Origin of the sequence: Loktanella sp. Alg231-35 (genome assembly GCF_900143545.1) — a bacterium.
Taxonomy (GTDB): Bacteria; Pseudomonadota; Alphaproteobacteria; order Rhodobacterales; family Rhodobacteraceae; genus Yoonia.
The window spans coordinates 496220-515849 of the sequence record NZ_FREV01000001.1; the positions used below are offsets into that span (position 1 = coordinate 496220).

The window sequence follows — 19630 nt, forward strand, 5'->3', positions numbered from 1 at the left end:
ATGATACAGGTGCAAGCGGTGGTCTTCGATATCGGCAACGTGCTGATCGAATGGCAGCCGGAACGGTTCTATGACAGCGTGATTGGTGAGACGCGCAGGCGGGCGATGTTTGCCGCGATTGATCTGCATGGCATCAATGACGTGGTCGACCGGGGCGGAAACTTTCGGGACACGATCTATGCCGCCGCCGAGGCCAACCCCGACTGGCGTGATGAGGTGACCATGTGGCACGACCGCTGGATTGAAATGGCGGCCCCGCCGATTGATCATTCCGTGCGTTTGCTGCGGGCCTTGCGTGCCGCGAAGGTTCCGGTTTTCGCGCTAACGAACTTCGGCATTCAGACCTTTGAAGTTGCCGAACCGGTCTACCCGTTTCTGGCTGAATTCGACCGCCGCTACATTTCAGGCCATATGGGCGTCATTAAACCAGAGTTGCCAATCTACGAGATGGTCGAAGCCGATTGCGGCGTGCCGCCCGCTGGTTTGCTTTTCGCTGATGATCGCATCGACAATATTGATGTCGCAGCTGCGCGTGGTTGGCAGACCCATTTGTTTGACGGACCGCAAGGTTGGGCGGATCGTTTGGTGGCCGAAGGTTTGCTGACAAAGGAGGCCGCGCAATGATCGAGATTATTCCCTTTGCCGAAGGCCAGAAAAACCTTGATTGGCTGGCGCTGATTGATGCCTTGGCCGCGGGCCACAACGGCCCAAAGGCCGAGGTGGCCGATGTGTTCCTTTACGAGGGCGACAACACCTTGCTTAACCGGTCTGCATGGATTGCGGGGCTGGGGGTGGCTGTCAAATGCGCTACGATATTTCCGGGCAACAAGGCGCTAGGAAAGCCGGCGATTGCGGGCGCGGTAAATCTCTTTTCTGGTAAGGACGGGGCGCTAGAGGCGATCCTTGATTTTGCTTTGGTCACGAAGTGGAAAACGGCAGGTGACAGCCTATTGGCGGCGCGGCGGTTGGCGCGCCCGGACAGCAAGAATATCCTGATTGTTGGGGCGGGCACGGTCGGGCATTCCTTGCGCGAGGCGTATGGTGCCGCGTTTCCTGACGCGCAGTTCACCGTGTGGAACCGCTCGGCTGCGGGTGCGGCAGAATTGCAGGCAGCCTTCCCGGATATGGCCATCGCAGAAGATCTGGAAACGGCAGTCAAGCGTGCTGATGTGATTACATCGGCCACGATGACCACAGAACCGATTATCAAAGGTGATTGGCTGCAACCGGGCCAGCATATCGACCTGATCGGCGCTTACCGCCCCGACATGCGCGAGGTTGACGACGCAGCGCTACAGCGTGCGCGTGTTTTTGTCGACAGCAAGGAAACGACCGTAGGCCATATCGGCGAATTGAAGATCCCCATCGCCGCCGGAGCCTTTGATCCGGGCGACATTGTGGCGGATTACTATGATCTTGCCGCATTTTCTCGCCATACAACTGACGAAATTACGCTTTTTAAGAACGGCGGTGGCGCCCATCTTGATCTAATGACCTGCCGCTACATTCTGGAGGCCTGGCAGCGTTCAGACTAAAGGCAAAAAGACTTCAGTGAGCGGGAGGCGCGGATTGTGATGTGGTGGTGGTCAGCGGTGACATTGGCGGTCCTGGCCTTGGCGGTTTGGCCGTTTCGCGCAGAGCGGCAAAAACCCGACGTTACCGTCGAACACCGGTTTCGTGCGGAGGGTGAATTTGCACACCTGTCCCAAGGTATCACGTTTTATCGCTGGTTCGGCCCGGCCCGTGGCCCCGTGGCCGTTGTTGTGCATGGTCTGAACGCCCCGTCTGAAGGTATGCACGCGCTTGCCGAAAGTTTGGGAGAGTTGGGTTATCGCGTGCTGGTCTACGACCTATATGGGCGTGGTCTGTCGGATGCGCCCAAAGGATTGCAGGACCGCGCTTTTTTTCTGCGCCAGTTGACCGATCTATGTCACGTGCATGACCTGCGCGAGGATATCACCATTGTGGGGTATTCTATGGGCGGCTCGATCGCGACGGCATTTGCTATCGCCAATCCCTACATCATCAAGCGTGTGATCCTGCTGGCCAGTGCAGGTGTCCGCACAAGGGAAAGCCGGTTCTCGGGTTTTTGCCGCCGCGTGCCGTTTCTGGGCGACTGGCTGCATTTGCTGTTTGGCGCGGCGCGAATTGGACGACGCATCCCCCAAGACGGGGTCACCCGCGAGATGGATCGCATTCACCGCGCCCAACGCAAGCAGTTGGCGCGGCGCGGCTTTCTGCCCGCGCTGTTGTCGTCCCGCCGCGGCATGCTGAGCGAGACGCAAGAGCAGGAACACCGCCAGTTGGGCCGAAAGGCGATCCCCGTCATTGCGATCTGGGCGCAAAATGATAGCGTCATTCCCTTGCGCGCCATTGGTCTGCTGGCCGAGTGGAACCGCAAGGCCCGGCAAGAGATGATCGAGGATGCCGACCACGATCTGCCCTATACTCATAGCAAGGAGTTGACCGAGGCGCTGCGCGAGACATTGCGCGACTGACCTTTCGTCTGGACCCATGCCGCGCTATCCAGCTTTCATGACAGTGCAAGACGCTTATCAATTGGCCGTAGACGCCGGAACCCTGCGCGAAGATGACGCCCAGCTTGCAGTCTTGCCAGAGCTGGAGCGGATCCGCGCCGCGATGGACATGCCCGTTGCGAAACGTGGCCTTTTTCGCAAAGCCCCGCCGCCCGAACCTGGCCTATATATGTGGGGTGGTGTCGGGCGCGGAAAATCCATGTTGATGGATCTGCTTTACGAACAGGTTGATGCCCCCAAGCAACGCAGCCATTTTCACGCGTTCATGCAATGGGTCCATGCCGAAATGACACAAGCGCGAAAGTCCGGAGTTGATGACGCACTTGCCCCGGTTGCCGCCAAATTGACCGACACGGTGCGTTTTTTGGCTTTTGACGAAATGCAGATCACCGACATCACCGATGCGATGATTGTGGGTCGTCTGTTTGAGGCGTTGATTGCAGGCGGCGTCACGGTCGTGACCACGTCCAACCGCCCACCCAGTGATCTTTATAAAGACGGTCTTAACCGTCAGCTTTTCACCCCGTTCATTGCGCAGCTGGAAGAGCGGATGGTGGTGCATGAGTTGATCAGCCCCACGGATTATCGTCAGGATCGCCTTGCCGGCACGCCCAGTTATTTTACTCCCAATGATTCCGATGCGCGTCAGGCGATCAGCGAGATTTGGCAAAAGCTGAGCAATGACATGTCAGAGCCTCTGGTGCTGCACGTCAAAGGCCGCGAGGTCGAGCTGCCTGACTTTCACAACGGGGTGGCCCGCGCAAAGTTCTTTGATCTGTGTGGCAAGCCTTTGGGGGCAGCGGATTATCTCGCCTTGGCCGATGCTGTCCGTGTCCTGATCCTTGAGGATATACCGGCCTTGTCGCGCCATAACTTCAATGAGGCCAAACGCTTTGTCACGCTGATAGATGCGCTTTACGAGGCTAAGGTGCAGTTGATCGCAACAGCGGCGGCCACACCAGAGATGCTTTATGTTGAGGGCACAGGCACGTTTGAGTTCGAACGAACAGCCAGCCGTCTGCGCGAAATGCAATCGGCGGATTGGGGTGTTTAAAACCGCTCCGCCCGCAACACTTGCGCGTCGGTGATACTGACCACGCCGATGTGTTTTTCGACCACGGTAAATGCAGCCTCAAGCAATGCGTCCAGACGCTCTGGTTTGATCAGGCAAACCACAGTCACCATGCCTGCGCGACCTACTTGGCCTTCGCGCGTCCATTTGCCAGATCGTCCTGACCCGCCACGCACCGGCAGCACGGTATAGCCTGTCACCCCCGCGTCCGTCATGGCGTCGGTCAACCGCCGTTCCAGCGGGGCTTCGATCACAATCTCGACCCGTTTTGCGATATGTGTTTCCATTGTCAGCCTCCGGCAATCATTTGCGCAGCCGCCAGATATAGCGGAATACCCAGCGTCAGGTTGAAGGGGAAGGTCACACCCAAGGACAGCGTCAGATAGACGGATGGGTTCGCCTCCGGCAGGGCCACGCGCATGGCCGCTGGCACAGCGATATAGCTTGCCGATGCGCTTAGTACCATCATCAGGACGACCCCGCCCAGCGAGAGCCCCACCATCATCCCAGCGCCAAGACCGATAGTCGCCCCGACAATCGGCATCAGGATGGCAAAGCCAACGGCCCCCAGTCCCAGAACGCCGCGCGACTGGCGTAACCCGCGCCCTGCAATCAGACCCATGTCTAGCAGGAAGAGGCACAGCACCCCTTTGAAAGGTGAGACGATGAAGGAACTGATTTCCGCCAGGCCATCCTCGCCCGTAATCGCGCCGATGAAAAACGATCCGACCAAAAGCACGATAGAGCCGTTCAGCAGCAGTTCGCGCATTAATCCGGGTTCCATCTTGCCGCCAGAACCGCTGCGCGCCACCAGCCAAAGGGCCGACAGAATGGCCGGGGCCTCCATCACGGCGGCGACGGCGACCATATAGCCTTCGGCGTCAATCATCTGCCCTTCAAGCACGGATGTTGCCGCCACGAAGGTGACGATACTGATTGAACCATAATGTGCGGCGACGGCGGCGGCATCGACATTGGACAGGCCGGTGAGTACGCGCAGCAGTGCAAAGGCGATCAAAGGCAAACCAAAGGACAGCACCAACCCAGCAACCAGCGACAGGATCAGTGTCTGGTCGACGCCATGGGCGCTGACCGCGACGCCGCCTTTGAAACCGATGGCAAATAGCAGGTAGATCGACATGCCTTTGGCCACGGCCTCGGGGATAGTCAGATCGGACCGGGCAAGTGCGGCCGCCAACCCCAAGGCAAAGCTGAGGATGATGGGCGAGATCAGATTCTGACCCGCCAGTGAAAGGATGTCCTGCATCTGAGCCCTTAGATCGGTTTAAAGGCGGCTGTCTTGGGGTCGTAGGCTTCGATAATGCCTTCGCCGATGTCGTTCCACAAACCGTGAAGCGATAGGCGTTCGCTTTCGACAGCGGTTTTCACAAAGGGAAAGCTCATCAGGTTTTCAAGCGAGATCACGACAGAGGCCTTTTCGAGAACCCTTTTGCGGGTTTCGTCATCGCCCTCTGGCAGGTCGGCGTAGCCGGGGCGTAGGATTTCCATCCAGCGCCCAACAAAACTACTGGAGTCCTCCAACTCGGGGGCGTTGCCCGCGCACATGTTGTAGCACCCTTCGACCCCGCCACAGCCCGAATGCCCCACCACGATCAGATGCGCGACCTTGAGGCCGGTAACCGCATATTCTACGGCGGCAGACGTACCATGGTGTTGCCCGTCGGGATCAAAGGGCGGCACCAGATTGGCGATATTGCGGTGGATAAAGAACTCGCCCGCGTCCGCTTCAAAGATCGAAGTGACGTTCACCCGGCTGTCGCAACACGAGATCACCATAGAGCGCGGGTGCTGTCCGTCCTCGGCCAGGCGGCGGTACCAACCACGGTTATCTTTATAGGACGTGGCCTTCCACCCGTGGTAGCGGTTGATCAGATAAGCGGGCAGCGGGCAGGCATATTTCATAGCTCAGACTTTCGTGTGTTTGCCACTGAATACGTCGCATTTTCCTGAATTTCGAGAGATAATTTGCCTCTGTCTCAACCTTCTGAGAACCATATCGCGTTAATACAGCCCAATGAAGCATGTAGAGTACCCTTTGAAGCCAGTGCCGTCTGAAACAGCGGATGTCATTGTCTTGCCGCGCCTGCGTTGCGCCAATATCGACCCTGATCCGCTGGCGCGACTTGTCGCCGAAGCGGACGCCGATGCCGACTGGTTCAAGGCCGAAGATGTGATGTGCCGGATGCTTGAAGATGCCGCTGCACAGCTGGATCTTTTGCAGCGTCATCTGTCGCGCCGCGATTTTGCCGCGATGGGCAGGCCGTCGCGCCGTATTGAAACGGTCGCGACCCATCTTGGTTTGACCGAAGTGGCCACCGCTGCGGGTCATGTAGGCCAATGCGCCAGCCAAAAGGGTGGCCCGGCACTTGATGCCACATTGGCACGGTTGGAACGCGGCTTTGATGTGGCCGTTTGCGAGGTTTGGAACTTTCGCGAGATGTGAGGCACTTGCAGGTTTCGGACGGCGGGTTAGGGTGTCTCAAATTCACCACCCAAAGGACGCACCATGCCGCTTTCATTTGCTGACCCGACCGATGATGCCATCCCCCTTCACGTGGTCACCCCAGATGATCTGGATGCAGCGCTTGACGGGTTGTCCGCGCAATCGCGAGCTTGGTCAAAGGCGCAGGGGTTCAGCGCGGCATTGGGTGAGATCCTGATCCTACCTGAAGGTGACGGTGAGATTGCCGGCGTTCTGGTCGGTTATGGTACGCCCGCCCGCCGCGCCAGGGGTCGGTTCCACATCGGGGCCGTGGCGCGCCAACTGCCGCAGGGTGTCTATACAATTGTCAGCGGGTTGGATGATGCGGACCTCGACGAAGCTGCCCTTGCGTGGCTCCTGGCCGCCTATCGCTATAATCGTTATCGCAAACCGCCAGAACCGATTGCACAACTCGTCGCCCCCAAGGGGGTTGATGCCAAACGCATATCGATTATCGCCAATGGCGAGGCGTTGACCCGCGAATTGATCAACACCCCCGCCTCGGACATGGGGCCGGCAGAGCTGGAAGAGGCGTCGCGCACGCTGGCCTCCAGCCATGAGGCCGAAATCAATGTGATCACCGGCGATGATCTGGTCTCTTCCAATTTTCCGATGATCCACACTGTCGGCCGTGCCTCGGATCGCGCGCCACGATTGATTGATCTGCGCTGGGGCGATGCAGGCCCGCAACTGACACTGGTGGGCAAGGGCGTGTGCTTTGACACCGGTGGCCTGAACATCAAGCCCGGCGGATCAATGGGTCTGATGAAAAAGGATATGGGCGGTGCCGCCACCGTGCTTGGACTGGCCCATATGATCATGGCGCTTGAACTGCCCCTGCGTCTGCGCGTTCTGATCCCGGCCGTTGAAAACTCCATCGCAGGCAATGCTTTTCGCCCGCAGGATATCCTGACTTCGCGCAAGGGCCTGACGGTTGAGATCAACAACACCGATGCCGAAGGGCGGCTGGTGCTGGCCGATGCGCTCACCTTGTCGGATGAGGACGATCCTGATCTGGTGATCTCAATGGCGACGCTGACGGGGGCTGCACGTGTGGCCGTTGGCCCCGATTTGTCGCCTTTCTACACTGACAATGACGCCCATGCCGCCGCCTTGGCGGCTGCGGGGCACGCTGTGGCTGACCCGCTGTGGCGGATGCCATTCCACGACCCCTATGAAGAGATGATCGAACCGGGCATTGCCGATCTTGATAACGCCCCCAAAGGTGGCTTCGCGGGCAGCATCACTGCCGCATTGTTTCTGCGCCGCTTTGTAGAAAGCCCTTACGTGCATTTCGACATCTATGGCTGGCAGCCAAGCCCGGCCCCGTCTCGTCCTAAAGGGGGTGTCGGCATGGGGGCCCGTGCTGTTCTTGAGGCATTGCCAAGGATACTTGACCTGTGAGTGATCGCCGCCTGACACCGACCAATGGGCGCGTGGCGGCGATGCATCTGGCCGGGCAGGTAGAGGCTGATACTTTTACCGAAGGGTGGACGATGCAGATTGCCCAACCTGTTGTTGATCTTCTTGCCAGTCCAGACGGGCCACGTGACCGTCAACTTTTGTTGGGCGCAGAAGTGACCGTGTTCGAAGATCAGGGTGGCTGGGCCTTTGTGCAGGCAGCAGATGGATACGTCGGTTTTGTGGATGCCGCGCAGTTGGCCGATTGTGTGGCTGTGAACCACGTAGTGGGAACCTTGGCCACACATGCCTATGCGGCGGAGGATTTCAAATCAGCCGATCTGTTGCAATTGCCTTTCGGCGCAAGGGTCCGGGTGCTGGATGAACGTCGCAAGTTTTTTGAGACCAACGCGGGTTTCATTCCCAAAAAACACCTGCGCTCGCTTGATCACTCATTTGCGGACCCGGCGACTGTCGCACAGCTGCATTTTGGCGTGCCTTATCTTTGGGGTGGGAATTCGACCCGAGGCATTGACTGTTCTGGCTTGATCGCCGCCAGTTTGACCGCCTGCGGTCTGCCATGCCCTGCAGATAGCGACATGCAGCTTGATGGGCTGGGGCAGGCCGTGGATAGCCCCTATCAGCGAGGTGATCTGTTGTTTTGGCAGGGCCATGTGGGAATGATGGTGGATGCAGAAACGATGATCCATGCAAATGCCCACCATATGGCCACGGTGTATGAGCCGATCTCGCGTGCCATCACCCGGATCGCCGCGCAGGGCGATGGGGATGTACTAGCGCACAAGCGCCTCTGACTACTCAACCGCCCGGATCAGCTTGCGCTCCAACACCCGCAGCACCTGCCGCAGGTCATTGCCGCGCTTCAAAATCTGGCCATCCATCCCGATCACTGCGTATTGCCCTTGGCGCAACCGCAGCTTGGGCCGTTTCTCGATCCGATAAAGCGGGTTTTCTGCCGTATGACGGAAAACTGAAAACACAGCGACGTCGCGCAGATGCGAAAGCCCATAATCGCGCCATTCGCCCGCTGCGACCATCCGGCCGTACAGGCTGAGAATCACATTGAGTTCTGTGCGGTGAAACGCAACCTGTTCGGGCGCATGAAATTGTGAGAGGGATTGCATGGTCATACCCAAGACTTGCCGCAAACCCCTGCAAAATCAAGAGTCCTGATCCTGCTGCCCTTTTTCCGACACAAAATCAACACGAACGCGTCACGGGTCCAGCCCACTGGGAACACAACTGCTGGCAATAGTCAGGTCATAGCGAAATGCTACCCCGATGTCGCGGTCAATAGCCCCCACCCAGTTCGTGACATCGGGGAACTTTCGGTTCCCCCATAAGTCAGCCACAATTGATCGTCCCGATCACGTTGTCTTCGCCAATCATAAAGTTAATCCGTCCCGGCCGGAAATCCTGTGTGACCAGATCACCGGGCCGGATCACCCGTACCATGCCAAGATGCAATCGTGTTTCCAGCGCAGTGACATCCTGTCCGATCAGCCCGGCAAAATTCGCGGCGCCGCAGGTATCTTCCAGTTGAGGGGGCAGGGGCGGCGGGGCGGCTGTGCAGCCTGCCAACACGATAAGGGCCATCAATCGTTTCATGCCACCATTGTCCCTGCTTTTATGCGCTATGCAAGTCCGTGCTTGAAATCTTGCGGCGGTTGTTTGATCGTCTGCGTAAGGAATTGACGGAGGATCAATGATGCGAACACGTGCAGCCGTGGCACTGGAAGCGGGCAAACCGCTTGAGGTAATGGAAGTGAACCTTCAAGGCCCCAAGGCGGGCGAGGTACTGGTGGAAATCAAAGCCACAGGAATTTGTCACACCGATGAGTTTACCCTGTCCGGTGCTGATCCCGAGGGCATGTTCCCAGCGATCCTTGGCCATGAAGGGGCCGGTGTCGTGGTTGAGGTCGGTGAAGGTGTGACCAGTCTGAAACCGGGCGATCATGTCATCCCGCTTTATACGCCGGAATGTCGTGAGTGTGATTATTGTCTGAACCCGAAAACAAACCTGTGTCAAAAGATCCGCTCCACCCAAGGGGCCGGTGTGATGCCGGATGGCACCTCGCGTTTCTCGATGCTCGATGGGACGCCGATTTTGCACTACATGGGCTGTTCGACTTTTGCCAACCACACTGTGCTGCCAGAGATCGCGCTGGCGAAGGTCCGCGACGACGCGCCGTTTGATAAGATTTGCTATATTGGCTGCGGTGTGACGACGGGAATCGGGGCGGTGATTAACACCGCTAAGGTCGAGATTGGATCGACAGGCATTGTCTTTGGTCTGGGCGGTATTGGCCTGAATGTCATTCAGGGGCTGCGTCTGGCAGGCGCCGATCAGATCGTGGGTGTTGATCTGAACCCCGGCAAGGTGCCCATGGCCGAAAGATTTGGCATGACCGATTTCGTGAACCCAAAAGATGTAGACGGCGATCTGGTTGCCCATCTGGTAGAACTGACGGGTGGCGGTGCGGACTACACCTTTGACGCCACTGGCAATGTGCAGGTCATGCGCACAGCCCTGGAGGCCGCCCATAAGGGCTGGGGTGAAAGCATCATTATCGGGGTTGCCCCTGCCGGTGCCGAGATTTCGACGCGACCTTTCCAACTGGTCACAGGCCGCAGCTGGCGCGGGACGGCCTTTGGTGGCGCGTCGGGCCGGACGGATGTGCCCAAGATCGTGGACTGGTACATGCAGGGAAAAATCGAAATTGACCCGATGATCACACACAAGCTGAGCTTGGATGACATCAACAAGGGCTTTGATTTGATGCATGCTGGTGAGTCGATCCGGGCCGTGGTCGAATTCTAAAGACTACGCCTTAAACGCATTGGCCCGGTCGGTGACCGGGCCTTTTGTTTTGTAGGACTGAAGTTGCGCAGGGGCGTGGGCGGATTGTGCAAATCTATCAGTCGGCCGTTGCGAGCGGAGGAGTTTGGCGGTGAAACGTATGCTCGGCGGTGGGTCGAAATCCTGACCGAGGCTTATCGTCGTAGCTTAGAGCGTTCCGAATTGGATTAGGTCTCCACCCCGTAACGCGCCATAAACATCTCAACGGCACCGTCGACCACGCGCATTTTTTCATCACGGGTGAAATCGTCGGTCATGTTAAATACCATGCGCGGAAAGAGGTCGGCCTTGCACAGCTCGTGGAACTGTTCGGCGGCAAGTTCGATATCAGTGATTTTCAATTCGCCCTTGGCTACGGCCTTTTGGAAATACTCGACCAAACGGTTGCGGATCAAAAGCGGCCCGCTTTCGTAGAATTCACGTCCCAGTTCGGGAAAGCGGTCGCTTTCGCCCACACAGATGCGGAAGATGCGTTTGCCGAATTGAGATGTGATAAAATCGACCATTTCCATCGCAATATCGCAAAGGACCTTCTGCACAGGGGCGTCCATATCGATGGTTTCGATCGCGTGATCGGCCTGCCGCGCACATTCGGTCTTGGCCACCTGCATGAACAGGAAACGTTTGTCAGGGAAATAGCTGTAGAGCGTCGCCTTGGACACGCCTGCCGCTTTGGCAATGTCATCTACAGATGCCCCTTCAAACCCATCTGACAAAAAGACTTGTCGGGCGCCTTCAAGCACCTGATCAAATTTCCGTCCTTTTTTGGGTTCTATCGTGCCATCGGGCATCATGTTCCTCCCTGGATGCCGCCAATCATAAACTGATCAGTTCACTTGCGGCAAGGGTGTTTGGGCGATGGGGCCGGGGGGATGAGGGCCCCATCGCCGGTGGCGTTACTTGGACGTCGTTGTGCAAGTTTCGCCAGAGAGTGTCGTTAGATCAGCGCAGCCCTGGTTCACATCTGGGGAGGTGACAGGAGGATAGGTCAGCGTTGGAAAGTTGACCGAGAACGACAATGCGGAAGCGGGTGCGGCGACGCTCACAAAAGCGACGGCGGCAATGGCAAGAAGAGAACGTGTCATCGTGTTTTCCTTCGGTGCTGTTTCATTCACAACGCAATAACTAAACAGTTCAGTTCAGATTGCAAGGATAAAATGAACTGATCGGTTCACTTTTTTCACTTGAGACTTTTCAGGTAATTCCTACTTTAGAATTATTCTAACTTAGGAGCATCTCATGATCCCCGGATTCGCCCATCGCCGTCGTTTCAAAGATCTGTCAGAGCAAGAGGTGCTCGCCCTCGCGATCTCATCCGAAGAGGACGATGCAAGAATCTATCGCAGCTATGCAGAATTGCTACGCGAGGATTTTCCGGCCTCTGCGGCTGTCTTTGACGGCATGGCTGTGGAAGAAGACGGGCACCGCCACCTGTTGATTGAGTTGCACCGCGACCGCTTTGGTGAGGTGATCCCATTCATCCGCCGTGAGCATGTCTCTGGTTTCTATGCCCGCCGCCCGGTGTGGCTGGTCGAGAACCTTGGGCTGGATCGAATCCGTGACGAGGCTGCCCAGATGGAGCGTGATGCCGAACGCTTCTATCTGGCCGCAGCCGCCCGGACCAGCGATGCCCCCACCCGCAAGCTGTTGGGTGATCTTGCCGCGGCAGAGGCGAGCCACACTGAAAAAGCCAATGAACTGGCTGAGGAGCATGTGACCGGCAGTCAGAAATCCGACGAAGAAAGTGCCGCTCACCGCCAATTTGTGCTGACTTGGGTGCAGCCGGGCCTGGCGGGACTGATGGATGGATCAGTCTCAACGCTGGCACCCATCTTTGCCGTGGCCTTTGCCACGCAGGACACTTGGACGACGTTCCTTGTGGGACTGGCGGCCTCTGTTGGTGCCGGCATCTCGATGGGTTTCACCGAAGCCGCATCCGATGATGGTCAAATCTCAGGCCGGGGGTCGCCTTACAAGCGTGGTTTCGCCTCGGGCATCATGACCACGATAGGTGGGTTGGGCCATGCACTGCCCTACCTGATCACCGATTTCTGGACTGCGACGACGATCGCCCTGATTGTCGTCTTTGTAGAGCTTTGGGCGATTGCATGGATTCAGAACCGCTATATGGACACGCCCTTTGCCAAGGCCATCTTTCAGGTGGTTCTGGGCGGTGCCTTGGTCTTTGCGGCCGGCGCGTTGATTGGTTCGGGATAGACGTTGCGCACCATTGTCGTGGCCGATCGGAAACCAAAGAAAATACGAAGCCAACCAATCGACTGCGTCTGCACCTCTTTGAACCCTTCGTGTAGATAAAGTGATTTGGCGCGTGGGTTGGTGTCGATGACGTCAAGCCGCACCACGTCATACCCGCGCCGCTTTGCCTCTGCGCTGATTGCATCAAGCAGGGCGGTGCCCACCCCTTTGCCCCGTGCCTCGGGTGCCACGAATAGCCCGTCCATCAGGAACCGTTCGTTTTCGGTGTCCCGCTCCAGCGCTGCCAACAAAAGGATGCGGATGCTTGCCCCGACCCAGCCATAGACACGGCGCAGATCGGTGAATGTGCCACCCACCAATGCGCCTTGCATCGTTTTGAACCCCGCGATGCCCAGAAGACGCCCGTCTTGGTCATGCGCGCAAATGCCATGGTCTGACCGCAAGACAGCCCGGATAAAGCGCAGCGCCTGATATTTTGGACCCAACACAAAGCCGAGCTTTTGCCCAAACGCCTCCCAATAGAGTGCTGCGACCTCGTCACGGTCGGCGTCTGGAATACCGATGGAAATCTTCATGCATCAAAACTCTTGAATGATAGGAATGGGACTAGGTCGCCTTTTTGGATTGTCTGCGCAGGGTCGCTGAGTTCAACCAGACCTGTGGCCCAGCTTAGCCCCGACACCCGGCCGGACCCTTCAGAGGCGAATGTTTCCACTTTGCCGTCCGTGATCCGCGCGCGCAGGTATTCGCGCCTGCCTTCTTTCTTGGATTTGGAAAAGCCAGCGGGCAGCATGTAGCGCACCGGCTCTGACCAGGTGCTGCCTGCCATGACCCGCAAAGCCGGGTGGGCAAAGATAAGCGCGCAGACCATGGCCGCCACCGGATTGCCCGGCAGGCCAAAGACCGGTGTGCCGTCCCAGACCCCCAAGGCCAAGGGCCGTCCGGGTTTCATGGCTATACGCCAAAGCGCGAACGAGCCGGTGTTCGCCAGCAGCGCCGACATGTGATCCTCATCCCCCGCTGAAGCCCCACCAGAGGCGATGATCACATCACAGCGCGCGGCCCCTGTGTCCAGCATGTCGCGCAGCACCGCGCGATTATCAGGTGCGCGCCCCAGATCGATGACGTCATATCCGGCCTGATCAAAGAGGGCCGCCAGCATGGGCCGGTTGGCGTCATAGATTTGCCCATCCGTGGCTGTGTCTCCTGGGTCGCGCAACTCATCACCTGTTGAGAGCACACCAACCCGCAAGCGGTTGCGCACCGTCACGGCACCAATCCCGGCGGCGGCAAGCATGCCAACATCAGCGGGGGTGATCTTGCGGCCCTTGGTCAGGACGGTTTGCCCTGCTTGCATATCTTCCCCGGCGTCGCGTGCGTTGGCACCTTTTTTGAGCGGACCATAGAAACTGACGACGCCCGCATCCACTGTGACGTCTTCCTGCAAGACGACAGTATCGACGCCCGTGGGCAAATTGGCCCCGGTCAGGATGCGGATCGCCTGGCCCTTCGGCACGGTGCCCTCAAACGGTGCGCCCGCCGCAGAGCGGCCTATCACAAGCGGTAGGCTGTTCAGGCCTTCGGGTGCGGGTCCTGCGAACCCATATCCATCAACAGCAGAATTGGGGGCCGGGGGATGTGCGCGCTGCGCTGTGGCGTCCCGTGCCAGAACCCGCCCCGCCGCGTCGCCAACCGCGATGTCGTCCGTACCTGTCACGCAGTGCAAATGTGATTGCAGATGCGCCAGAGCTTCATCCACCGGCGTCCAATGCGCGCCTTGCGGCATGGCGAAACAGTCGTTCTTAAGTGGAGGCGGGGTAGGGGCCAGTGCGGCGCGCAAAGCGTCGGCTTTGCCTGCCCCCAGCACCCAGCCTTCGGGTGTGGCCGGGATATCCATAAGGACGGCCAGCGCATCCGGCGACATGTTTGAAAAGGCGCGGGCGTAGAGTGACACCTGTGATGCGTCGCGGATCGGGTGCGGGTCAGCCGCAACCAGTTCCCGCAAGGTCGAGAAATAGGTCTCAGCCAGTACGATCTGCGCATCGGGTGCCTCAAAGGGCCAAACCCTCAGCGTTCCGGCAAACCGTTGGCGCAGCCGTGCCAGCATCGGCAAGCCCATGATAACCTGCCCACCAACAGCCCCAGCCCCGGCAAGTTGCCAAGGGGAAAAGCTGCCGGGAACGGCGATATCGGCTGCACGTTTTTCTGGCAGGCCGTGATCGCGCCGCGCGTTGCCCTTGCGCGGCAGATGATCAATGTCGCGCTTGAGCCCGTTGAACCAGAACGGCCCAACCCCCGGAAACTGTGCGTTGATCTCTCCGGCTAGGTCGAACCGATTGTTGCTGTCGGGGGTATCGGTGACGCGGGCGGCGAACCAATCCCACAGCGCCAGCGTGTCTTCTGACCCGATCAATTGTGTGGCGAAACCAGTTGGGTAAGCAAAGCAAAGATCGAAACCCACAAGAACGCGGCGCCCCTCGGCCTGCAGTCTGGATAGGGTCTGGATGATCCAATCTTCGGCAAGCTGCCGGTTGCGCAGATAAACGGGTGCCTCGGCAATGCCCTTCGTGGCAAGGCAGGCCCAGATCGCGTCTTTGACGGGTTTTGCACCCCGGTCGTTGCCGCCGGACCAATCCACCATCAAGACGGTGTCAAAGCTCACAAGCCCACCTCGGTCAGGATGAAATCGGCGATGGCCGTGGTGTTGTTGAGGTCAAAGACAGGGCGGTCGGACGTCAGTTCGGTGTCGCTTGCAATGGCCTTGATCGTCGCATCGTCATTGGCAATTAGCGGATTGCCCGTCGCCCCGCGGAACGCCTCGACCTTGGGGTGGGCGTCTCGCTTATAGCCTTCCACCAGCACCAAATCGACTGGATCAAGTTTTTGGAGCAATGCGGCCAAAGGCGGCTCATCTGCGTTGCGTATCTCTGTCATGAGCGCCCAACGCGCCTTAGACGCCAGCAGTACCTGTTGCGCCCCCGCCGCCCGGTGCCGATAGCTGTCCTTGCCGGGGTGGTCGATGTCAAAGCTGTGGTGGGCGTGTTTGAGGGTCGAAACGGTGAAACCGCGTCCTGTGATTTCTGTCACCAATCGCTCCATCAATCCTGTCTTGCCTGCGTTCTTGTAACCCACGATGCCAAATATTCTCATAACATCGCCTTTGCTTGTGTCAGGTCTTCGGGGGTGTTGACGTTAAAGAAGGCCGCGTCGTCAGAGAAATGCGCAGTCGCGCAACCGTGTTTATCGGTCCAAAGCACAACCTTGCGCAGCCCGTCCTGCAAGGCGGTGCGCAGATCATCGCGCAAGGTCACAGGCCACAGCCCAAAGGTGGGGTGCCGCCCGTCCGGCGTGCGGGCCAACGCGATTTCCGTTCCAGCCTCTTCTGCGGCCAGCATCAGATGAGGTACCAGATCGCAGGGAAAGAACGGGGTGTCGGCGGCGGCGGTCACAATATGCGTTGCCCCGTGTTTGGCCGCCCAATCGAGGCCGGCAAGCACGCCCGAAAGCGGCCCTGCAAACCCGTCAATCGTGTCGCCGATCACGGGGAGGCCAAGGTTTGCAAAGCGCGTCGGATCACCATTGGCGTTGAGTGCGATCGTGTCGACCTGCGGCGCTAACCGTGCGATCACATGCCCGAGGATCGTATCATCGCCCAAAGACAGCAGCCCCTTGTCGCCGCCGCCCATGCGCGTGGCCTGACCGCCCGCGAGAATCACACCGAAGGGCTGTTTCATGCGGCTTGCTTCCAATGGTCGAGCTGCTGCATCACCGCTGCGGGATCATCAACCGCGCTGAGCGGCACAGAGAACGCGACCCCTGCGACCTGCAGGACAATGGCCTTTTTGCCCAGCTTGAGGTTTTCAATGGCCACCCAATCGGTCTGCCAAATGCTATGCGCGTTCTGGATGGTCATGCCCTTGGCGTCAAACAGGGCTGTCTGTTCGCCACGCCCATAGGGCGATGTGGCCGTCCTTTGCGCCAGAATGCGTAGCGGCATGTTCTGGGCGATCAGAAAGAACACCCCGGCCAATAGCGCGCCGATCCAGACATAGGACGGTGCGGTTTGTGGGGGATTGCCGCCAAGGATGACAATGGCAACGACAGCGCCTGCCCCGCCCATGCAGATCAAGAGGATGACGACCAAAGCGGCCACCATCATAGGCCAGCGCCAGCCACCCATAACCCAGCCAGAGCCAATGTTCATGGCTTCCAATATTGCTTTGGGGGTGGATCGATAGGGGATGCGAATAACCTTTGTCACCCCGCCCCCTTTCGCCCGGATTTACGCGGCTCATCTGCCACCTCTGCCGGATCTGCATCGCGGATCAATCGTTCTTCCCCTGCCAGACACACAAACCGCTGCCCTTTCATCCGCCCGATCAGGGTCAGTCCGACCTGTTGGGCAATCTCAACCCCCCAGGCAGTAAAGCCAGAGCGAGAGGCGAGTACGGGGATGCCCATCATCGCGGTCTTGATGACCATTTCAGAGGTAAGCCGCCCGGTAGTGTAAAGCGTCTTATCCGCCGCCGCGATACCTTCGGAAAGCATCCAACCCGCGATCTTGTCCACGGCGTTGTGCCGCCCAACATCTTCCATATAGACCAGTGGGCGATTGCCCTGACAGAGCACCGTGCCGTGGATCGCGCCCGCTTCAAGATATAGCGAAGGCGTGCGGTTGATGATGGCGGCGAGGGCATAAAGGTCGGATGTGCGCACGGGGGCGGCGGGCAGGGTGACCCCTTCCAGCCCTTCCATCATATCTCCAAAGACGGTGCCTACGGCGCATCCGCTAGTGCGGGTCTTTTTGCGCAGCTTGTCCTCATATGTCGTCTGAGAGGCGGTGCGGACGACAACGGTTTCAAGTTCCTCATCATAGTCGACGCCAGTGATCGCATCACCGTCATGCAACATCCCTTGATTGCGCAGAAACCCAAGCGCCAGATATTGCGGATAGTCCCCGATGGTCATCGCGGTGACGATTTCCTGTGCGTTGAGATAGATCGTCAGCGGGCGTTCCTCGACCACCTTCAAATCCACGGCAGCCCCGGTCTGGTCGGTGCCACGCACCGCACGGGTCAGCCGCGCTGCTGCCGGATCAGGCGCAATCAGATAGCCGGACGTGTCGTCAATACGCGCCAATTGTCATTCCCTGTTTGCCCAGTTATGCCTGTTGCAACGCGCTCAAGCTAGGGCAAAGCCATGACGACTTCCACTATGAAAACGCCAGCAAAATCGCCCTATTGGGCGGGTGTGCGTGATGGTGCTCCGTTCATCTTGATGGCGGTGCCCTTTGCGACCCTGTTTGGCGTCATTGCAACGGATGCGGGGCTGACCTTGGCACAGGCCATGGGGTTTACCGTTCTGGTGATCGCTGGCGCGGCCCAGTTTGCGGCAATTCAGCTGATGGTCGAGAACGCGAGCATTGCTTTCGTCTTGCTGGCGGCATTGGCGGTGAACCTGCGCATGGCGATGTACTCGGCATCACTCGTGCCTTATCTGGGTGCGGCACCGTTGTGGCAACGGGCCTGTGTGGCCTACCTTAATTTCGACCAGACCTATATCACGTCGGTTGCCCGCTATGAGGCCCGCCCAGAGATGAGCGTCTCTGACCGCGTGGCCTATTTCTTTGGCGTTGCAACGCCGATCACGCCGTTCTGGTTTGGCATGACGCTGGTTGGCATTCTCGCAGGGCAGGCCATCCCAGATGCCTGGGCGCTCGATTTTATCATGCCGATCATGTTTCTGGCCATGGTTGCCCCGATGCTGAAATCCATCGCCCACATCGCCGCGGCGGTGATGTCGGTGAGCGTTGCGCTGGCACTCAATAGCTTGCCTGCGGGCACGGGGCTGTTGATTGCGGCAGGGGCGGCAATGCTAACGGGCGCCTTGGTCGAAATCTGGATGGAAAGGCGCCGGGCATGACTTACACCGATGCTGAGATCTGGATCATCATCGTGGTCATGGGGGTCGGGACGTTCTTGATCCGATTTTCGTTTCTGGGTTTGATCGGTGACCGCCCGATGCCATCCTTCGTGCTGCGGTTGCTGCGTTATACTCCTGTGGCTGTGCTACCCGGTATGGTGGCCCCATTGGTGCTGTGGCCGGGTGCAACCGATGGGCAGACAGATCCTGTGCGCTTGCTGGCTGCAGGGGCGACCGTTTTGATCGGCTCGCTGACGCGCAGTGTGCTCTGGGCGATCACTGGCGGAATTTTCACGTTTTATAGTCTGGCGGGCCTTACTGCTCTACTCTGAGCGTGGCATCGATCCGGGCGGCGGCGACAGATTTGTCGGCCTCATCGGCCTCGCGGTATTCGCGCGTTTCGACACCGGGGATCAAGGCCACATCTTTTTCGATGTTGTTTGGGCTCCAGGTCTGGCGGACGCTTTCAAAGCCCGGCAACTGACGCAGAATGCGCGAGGTTGAGCGCGCGCACATCGCTTGCGGCACAGGACCGGCCTGAAGCACCAGATTGAGCGCACGTTCGGCGACCTCTGGCGCAACCTGCACCTTTTGGGCAGTGACGTAATAGGTCACGCGGGCATGAAAGCTGGCGTAAAACTCTTCCAAGCGCGGTGTCACGCCAAAAAGGACGTCATTGCGTTCGGGCATTTGCGTCTGGCGAAAGGACCCGGCCGGATCAAACATAACCCGCTGGCTGGCATTGACCAAAAGCCCGGTATGCGCGCCATTGTCCGATTGCACATTCTTGACCGTGTAGAGGGTCAGGTGCTTTGGGCCGGGCGCGCTGTGAATGGCCCGCGCAACAACGTCGTCAGGTGCCCAGACCTGTTCGGCAGAACAGGCCGACAAGGCCAATGGCAGGCCAATCAGAAAGCTGCGCCGATCCATCTGTCTTAGACGGCGATCAATGCCAGGAAGATCAGGAAGACGATAATTGCGATTGTGGCTTTGGTCGTCATGTTCATGAAGCCCTCAAAGGTCTTCTCTTGAACGGATGTGTCCATTTCGCCGTGCTTGTGTTCAGCCATTGTCAGGCTCCTTCGTCATTCGATTTG

26 protein-coding genes are annotated in these 19630 nt (G+C 58.6%); 11 read left to right on the plus strand and 15 right to left on the minus strand.

Going from position 1 to position 19630, the window contains the following annotated elements:
* The 4 genes from DHN10_RS02495 to zapE are packed head-to-tail and all read left to right on the plus strand — an operon-like array spanning nucleotide 1 to nucleotide 3591.
* Complete coding sequence (locus tag DHN10_RS02495; protein WP_373456658.1) at nucleotides 1-624, plus strand: HAD family hydrolase; 624 nt, start codon at nucleotides 1-3, stop codon at nucleotides 622-624.
* The gene (locus DHN10_RS02500; RefSeq protein WP_108813656.1) at nucleotides 621-1535 is read left to right on the plus strand and encodes an ornithine cyclodeaminase family protein; all 915 of its coding nucleotides are present in this window, start codon (nucleotides 621-623) and stop codon (nucleotides 1533-1535) included. The genes DHN10_RS02495 and DHN10_RS02500 overlap by 4 nt, the downstream gene beginning before the upstream one ends.
* 39 nt (nucleotides 1536-1574) lie before the next feature.
* Nucleotides 1575-2498 carry an alpha/beta fold hydrolase gene (locus DHN10_RS02505; protein WP_108813657.1) on the plus strand — a complete coding sequence of 308 codons (924 nt, stop codon included), beginning with the start codon at nucleotides 1575-1577 and terminating at the stop codon, nucleotides 2496-2498.
* 37 nt (nucleotides 2499-2535) lie between these two features.
* Nucleotides 2536-3591 carry a cell division protein ZapE gene (zapE, locus tag DHN10_RS02510; RefSeq protein ID WP_108813906.1) on the plus strand — a complete coding sequence of 352 codons (1056 nt, stop codon included), beginning with the start codon at nucleotides 2536-2538 and terminating at the stop codon, nucleotides 3589-3591.
* On the opposite strand, the gene DHN10_RS02515 is transcribed toward zapE, so the two are convergent.
* Genes DHN10_RS02515 through DHN10_RS02525 form a run of 3 tightly spaced genes read right to left on the minus strand, consistent with a single transcriptional unit; the run spans nucleotide 3588 to nucleotide 5532 of the window.
* Entirely contained in the window at nucleotides 3588-3896 is a 309-nt protein-coding gene (locus tag DHN10_RS02515) for a DUF3240 family protein (RefSeq protein ID WP_108813658.1), read from the minus strand. The genes zapE and DHN10_RS02515 overlap by 4 nt on opposite strands.
* 2 nt (nucleotides 3897-3898) lie before the next feature.
* Nucleotides 3899-4876, minus strand: a complete 978-nt coding sequence (locus DHN10_RS02520; protein ID WP_108813659.1) for a sodium-dependent bicarbonate transport family permease — start codon at nucleotides 4874-4876, stop codon at nucleotides 3899-3901.
* Nucleotides 4877-4884: 8 nt separating this feature from the next.
* Nucleotides 4885-5532, minus strand: coding sequence for a carbonic anhydrase (locus DHN10_RS02525; RefSeq protein ID WP_108813660.1), 648 nt, complete (start codon nucleotides 5530-5532; stop codon nucleotides 4885-4887).
* Between the two features lie 112 nt (nucleotides 5533-5644).
* Here DHN10_RS02525 and DHN10_RS02530 point away from each other — a divergent pair, with 112 nt between their 5' ends.
* From DHN10_RS02530 to DHN10_RS02540, 3 genes are all read left to right on the plus strand, one after another.
* Nucleotides 5645-6073 (plus strand): hypothetical protein, encoded by a 429-nt coding sequence (locus DHN10_RS02530; RefSeq protein ID WP_159086894.1) that lies wholly within the window; start codon nucleotides 5645-5647, stop codon nucleotides 6071-6073.
* A 63-nt stretch (nucleotides 6074-6136) separates the two neighbouring features.
* Nucleotides 6137-7516, plus strand: coding sequence for a leucyl aminopeptidase family protein (locus DHN10_RS02535; RefSeq protein WP_108813662.1), 1380 nt, complete (start codon nucleotides 6137-6139; stop codon nucleotides 7514-7516).
* Nucleotides 7513-8328: a C40 family peptidase gene (locus DHN10_RS02540; RefSeq protein WP_108813663.1), complete on the plus strand. Its 816-nt coding sequence runs from the start codon at nucleotides 7513-7515 to the stop codon at nucleotides 8326-8328. Before DHN10_RS02535 ends, DHN10_RS02540 begins: the two co-directional genes overlap by 4 nt.
* On the opposite strand, the gene DHN10_RS02545 is transcribed toward DHN10_RS02540, so the two are convergent.
* Together DHN10_RS02545 and DHN10_RS02550 are read right to left on the minus strand one after the other, a co-directional pair.
* Nucleotides 8329-8664 carry a DUF2794 domain-containing protein gene (locus DHN10_RS02545; RefSeq protein ID WP_108813664.1) on the minus strand — a complete coding sequence of 112 codons (336 nt, stop codon included), beginning with the start codon at nucleotides 8662-8664 and terminating at the stop codon, nucleotides 8329-8331.
* Between the two features lie 214 nt (nucleotides 8665-8878).
* Complete coding sequence (locus DHN10_RS02550; RefSeq protein ID WP_108813665.1) at nucleotides 8879-9142, minus strand: I78 family peptidase inhibitor; 264 nt, start codon at nucleotides 9140-9142, stop codon at nucleotides 8879-8881.
* A gap of 100 nt (nucleotides 9143-9242) precedes the next feature.
* Here DHN10_RS02550 and DHN10_RS02555 point away from each other — a divergent pair, with 100 nt between their 5' ends.
* Nucleotides 9243-10355, plus strand: coding sequence for an S-(hydroxymethyl)glutathione dehydrogenase/class III alcohol dehydrogenase (locus DHN10_RS02555; protein WP_108813907.1), 1113 nt, complete (start codon nucleotides 9243-9245; stop codon nucleotides 10353-10355).
* A 206-nt stretch (nucleotides 10356-10561) separates the two neighbouring features.
* On the opposite strand, the gene DHN10_RS02560 is transcribed toward DHN10_RS02555, so the two are convergent.
* A complete protein-coding gene (locus DHN10_RS02560) occupies nucleotides 10562-11185 on the minus strand; it encodes a TetR/AcrR family transcriptional regulator (RefSeq protein ID WP_108813908.1) in 624 nt (207 codons plus the stop codon).
* 105 nt (nucleotides 11186-11290) lie between these two features.
* Complete coding sequence (locus DHN10_RS02565) at nucleotides 11291-11479, minus strand: hypothetical protein (protein ID WP_159086895.1); 189 nt, start codon at nucleotides 11477-11479, stop codon at nucleotides 11291-11293.
* A gap of 154 nt (nucleotides 11480-11633) precedes the next feature.
* Here DHN10_RS02565 and mbfA point away from each other — a divergent pair, with 154 nt between their 5' ends.
* The gene (gene mbfA / locus DHN10_RS02570) at nucleotides 11634-12611 is read left to right on the plus strand and encodes an iron exporter MbfA (protein WP_108813667.1); all 978 of its coding nucleotides are present in this window, start codon (nucleotides 11634-11636) and stop codon (nucleotides 12609-12611) included.
* Here the strand turns inward: mbfA and DHN10_RS02575 are convergent.
* The 6 genes from DHN10_RS02575 to DHN10_RS02600 are packed head-to-tail and all read right to left on the minus strand — an operon-like array spanning nucleotide 12551 to nucleotide 17750.
* Nucleotides 12551-13186: a GNAT family N-acetyltransferase gene (locus tag DHN10_RS02575; protein WP_108813668.1), complete on the minus strand. Its 636-nt coding sequence runs from the start codon at nucleotides 13184-13186 to the stop codon at nucleotides 12551-12553. The two genes, mbfA and DHN10_RS02575, sit on opposite strands and share 61 nt — an antisense overlap.
* Complete coding sequence (locus DHN10_RS02580) at nucleotides 13183-15252, minus strand: molybdopterin-binding protein (protein ID WP_199910626.1); 2070 nt, start codon at nucleotides 15250-15252, stop codon at nucleotides 13183-13185. Before DHN10_RS02580 ends, DHN10_RS02575 begins: the two co-directional genes overlap by 4 nt.
* Nucleotides 15253-15269: 17 nt before the next feature.
* Nucleotides 15270-15761: a molybdopterin-guanine dinucleotide biosynthesis protein B gene (gene mobB, locus DHN10_RS02585; protein WP_108813670.1), complete on the minus strand. Its 492-nt coding sequence runs from the start codon at nucleotides 15759-15761 to the stop codon at nucleotides 15270-15272.
* Nucleotides 15758-16345: a molybdenum cofactor guanylyltransferase MobA gene (mobA, locus tag DHN10_RS02590; RefSeq protein ID WP_108813671.1), complete on the minus strand. Its 588-nt coding sequence runs from the start codon at nucleotides 16343-16345 to the stop codon at nucleotides 15758-15760. Before mobA ends, mobB begins: the two co-directional genes overlap by 4 nt.
* Entirely contained in the window at nucleotides 16342-16872 is a 531-nt protein-coding gene (locus tag DHN10_RS02595) for a hypothetical protein (RefSeq protein ID WP_159086896.1), read from the minus strand. The genes mobA and DHN10_RS02595 overlap by 4 nt, the downstream gene beginning before the upstream one ends.
* Nucleotides 16869-17750 carry a formate dehydrogenase accessory sulfurtransferase FdhD gene (locus DHN10_RS02600; protein WP_108813673.1) on the minus strand — a complete coding sequence of 294 codons (882 nt, stop codon included), beginning with the start codon at nucleotides 17748-17750 and terminating at the stop codon, nucleotides 16869-16871. Before DHN10_RS02600 ends, DHN10_RS02595 begins: the two co-directional genes overlap by 4 nt.
* A 60-nt stretch (nucleotides 17751-17810) precedes the next feature.
* Here DHN10_RS02600 and DHN10_RS02605 point away from each other — a divergent pair, with 60 nt between their 5' ends.
* Together DHN10_RS02605 and DHN10_RS02610 are read left to right on the plus strand one after the other, a co-directional pair.
* A complete protein-coding gene (locus tag DHN10_RS02605; protein WP_108813674.1) occupies nucleotides 17811-18533 on the plus strand; it encodes an AzlC family ABC transporter permease in 723 nt (240 codons plus the stop codon).
* A complete protein-coding gene (locus DHN10_RS02610; protein WP_108813675.1) occupies nucleotides 18530-18865 on the plus strand; it encodes an AzlD domain-containing protein in 336 nt (111 codons plus the stop codon). Before DHN10_RS02605 ends, DHN10_RS02610 begins: the two co-directional genes overlap by 4 nt.
* Here the strand turns inward: DHN10_RS02610 and DHN10_RS02615 are convergent.
* Nucleotides 18849-19463: a hypothetical protein gene (locus DHN10_RS02615; RefSeq protein WP_108813676.1), complete on the minus strand. Its 615-nt coding sequence runs from the start codon at nucleotides 19461-19463 to the stop codon at nucleotides 18849-18851. The genes DHN10_RS02610 and DHN10_RS02615 overlap by 17 nt on opposite strands.
* Nucleotides 19464-19468: 5 nt before the next feature.
* Entirely contained in the window at nucleotides 19469-19603 is a 135-nt protein-coding gene (locus DHN10_RS02620; protein WP_108813677.1) for an aa3-type cytochrome c oxidase subunit IV, read from the minus strand.
* Between the last annotated feature and the right edge of the window lie 27 nt (nucleotides 19604-19630).